We start from the raw sequence: 3,081 nt of genomic DNA, 5'->3' as shown, positions 1-3,081 counted from the left end.
CCCCCCCCCCCCCCCCCCCCGCCCCCCCCCCCCCCCCCCCGGGCCGGCCAGCCAACCGGGCGGCCGGCTGCCGTGGATCGGGGCGGCCGACCGCCCGCGATCCGCGCCCCGCCGAGCACGCCGGTGAGGAAGGCCGGTCAAGAGGGCGGGGCAATGCCCGGTCGTACACCGGCGTGGCGTGCCACCAGGGAGGCCAGCGCGGCGCGGGACTGTATGCCCGTCTTGCGGCAGACACGGGCGATGTGACTCTCGACCGTACGCAGGCAGACTGAGGCAGAGCCTGGACGCCACAGCCTGGTTGGTGAGGCCCTGGGCGACCATCTCCGCGATCTCGCGTTCACGCGAGGTGAGCTGCCCCAGTCCGGCGGCAGGTCCGGACGCGCCCGGTGCCCCGTCGTTGTCGCCGAGCAGGTCGGGGCCCTGCTGGTCGGCCATGGCGACCAGCAGCGTCGCCCCGCCCTCGGCTGCCAGGCTGCGGGCACGGCGCCGCATCTCGGCGGCGCGGTCGCCGTCACCCGCGGCCTTGGCGAACGGGGCGCCGAGCAGCAGGCTCTGCACCTCCCTCAGTGACGCGCCGCAGAGCGCGCTCTCCCGCGCGGCTTCGGCGAACACCCGTTCCGCCGCGGCCCGCCGGGTCGGCAGGTCGAGCAGGTCGTGTCGGTGAGACGGCGGCGGGGGGCGTGAAACTGACGGATCTTGTCTGCGGGGCTGCTGGGGGCTTCCTCAGTGAAAGCACGTAACTGTCTGCGTAAGAACTCGCGCGGATTGGTGGTGGAGCCAGCTCTGGTGGTGGGGCGGGCACAGTTCGGGTGATCCCGGAGTTGCGACACTCTGTGATCACCGGGTGGTGCCTGTTCTGCCGTTGTCACTGTCCTCGCCGTTGTGGGAGCGGTTCTCGGCGTTGTTGCCCGGTTGGACGGGGCGTGCTGTCCCCGGTTCTCCAGCCATCCGGGTGGGTGGTCGTCGGCCCGGTGCGGGGGGAGTGGATCGGGAGAACCGTGGGTACGGTCCGTGTTGTTGGGTTTTGCCGGATGGCTTCCGGCGGGTGGGCGGGCATGGCGTGGGGCGGTTCGGCCCGCCAGGGCTGTATGGACTGGACGGGCCGGTTGGGCTGGTTGGTCAGTGGGGGGACAGGGTCGCGATGTCGTTGCCGAAGGCGACGGTCAGGTGGGTGTTGTGCGGTGTCACCGCCACCGCCTTTACCGGTGCGGGGAAGGTCAGTGCCGGTCCTGTCTGCCGGTAGGTGCTCAGGTCCCACACGCGTACTGTTCCGTCATCACTGCCGGTGACCGCTATGGGGCGGCCGTCCGTCACGGCTGTCGCGACCGTGGTGACCGGTCGGGTGTGGCCGGACAGCCGGGGGCCGGTAAGGCGGCCGGTGGCGGGGTCGGTCAGGCGCAGCCATCGGCCCACCGCGACCAGGAGCACCTGGCGGCCGCCGATGTCCGCCACCGCCACCGCCCGCACCTTCCCGGCCTGTGCGAACACCCTGTCCACGGGCTGACTGTCAGCATCCAGGTCCCACATCCGCACCGACTTGTCCCCGCTGCCGGTGACGGCGACAGGGCGGCCGTCCACCACCCCTGTCGCCACCGCCCCCACCTCGCGTGTGTGGCCGGTGAGGGGTTCACCGACCTGCTCACGGGTGGTCAGGTCCCACACCATCCCCTTCTCATCTTCGCTGCCGGTGGCGGCGATGGGGCGGCCGTCCACCACCCCCGTCGCCACCGCCCGCACCTCGCCGTCGTGGCCGGTGAGGGGTTCGCCGACCTGCTTCCCGTTGGTGAGGTTCCATACCAGCACCGTCTTGTCCCCGCTGCCGGTGACGGCGATGGGGCGGCCGTCCACCACCGCCGTCGCCACCGCCAACACCGAGCTGGTGTGGCCGGTGAGGGGTTCACCGACCTGCTGGCCGGTAGCCACGTCCCACACCCGCACCGACTTGTCCCCGCTGCCGGTGACGGCGACGGGGCGGCCGTCCACCACCCCCGTCGCCACTGTCGACACGTAGTCGGTGTGGCCGGTCAGGGGTTCGCCGACCTGCTTTCCGGTGGTCAGGTCCCACACCCGCACCGTCCCGTCCTCGCTGCCGGTGACGGCGACGGGGCGGCCGTCCACCACCCCCGTCGCCACCGCCCCCACTTCGCGGGTGTGGCCGGTCAGGGGTTTGCCGACCTGCTGGCCGGTGGCCAGGTCCCACACCCGCACCGACTTGTTCCCGCTGCCGGTGACGGCGACAGGGCGGCCGTCCACCACCCCTGTCGCCACCGCCCACACCCAGCTGGTGTGGCCGGTGAGGGGTTTGCCGACCTGCTCACGGGTGGTCAGGTCCCACACCCGCACCGTTTTGTCCCAGCTGCCGGTGACGGCGACGGAGCGGCCGTCCATCACCCCCGTTGCCACTGTCGACACGTAGTCGGTGTGGCCGGTCAGGGGTTTGCCGACCTGCTTTCCGGTGGTCAGGTCCCACACCCGCACCGTCTTGTCCTCGCTGCCGGTGACGGCGATGGGGCGGCCGTCCACCACCCCCGTCGCCACCGCCCGCACCCCGCGGGTGTGGCCGGTGAGGGGTTTGCCGACCTGCTTTCCGGTGGTCAGGTCCCACACCCGCACCGGCTTGTCGCCGCTGCCGGTGACGGCGATGGGGCGGCCGTCCACCACCGCCGTCGCCACCGCCCGCACCCCGCGGGTGTGGCCGGTGAGGGGTTCGCCGACCTGCTTTCCGGTGGTCAGGTCCCACACCCGCACCGGCTTGTCGCCGCTGCCGGTGACGGCGATGGGGCGGCCGTCCACCACCGCCGTCGCCACCGCACCCACCTCGCCGGTGTGGCCGGTGAACGCACACCGGAACCGGGCATCGACATCGCTGCCGGTCGCCCAGTCCACCCCCCACCGCGCCGCCGGTTCACCCTCCACCGGCACGGCACTGATCCGCGCCGACAAGTCCCGGTCCCCGTACCGGGCCGCGTCCAACGCCAGCAACTGCCGCCGCACCCCAGGCGCCGCTCCCCGATGCACACGCGCCGACGCCCGGTACACCGCCGCCGCCAACCGCGCCCCCGGACCCACCCCCGAATCCAG

The 3,081-nt window shown here is 73.0% G+C and carries 1 protein-coding gene and 1 pseudogene; both read right to left on the bottom strand.

The genetic code is table 11. The features are described from left to right. A pseudogene (locus tag AADR41_RS41740) lies at positions 1–321 on the bottom strand (hypothetical protein); the annotation flags it as partial. 798 nt (positions 322–1,119) lie between these two features. After that, positions 1,120–3,081: WD40 repeat domain-containing protein (locus AADR41_RS41735; protein WP_342287671.1), on the bottom strand; the 1,962-nt coding region annotated here is incomplete at its 5' end.

Origin of the sequence: Streptomyces sp. CLV115 (genome assembly GCF_038448545.1) — a bacterium.
Classification (GTDB): Bacteria; Actinomycetota; Actinomycetes; order Streptomycetales; family Streptomycetaceae; genus Streptomyces; species Streptomyces sanglieri.
Note: the sequence above shows the minus strand (reverse complement) of the source record. Positions and strands in the feature narration are given on the sequence as shown.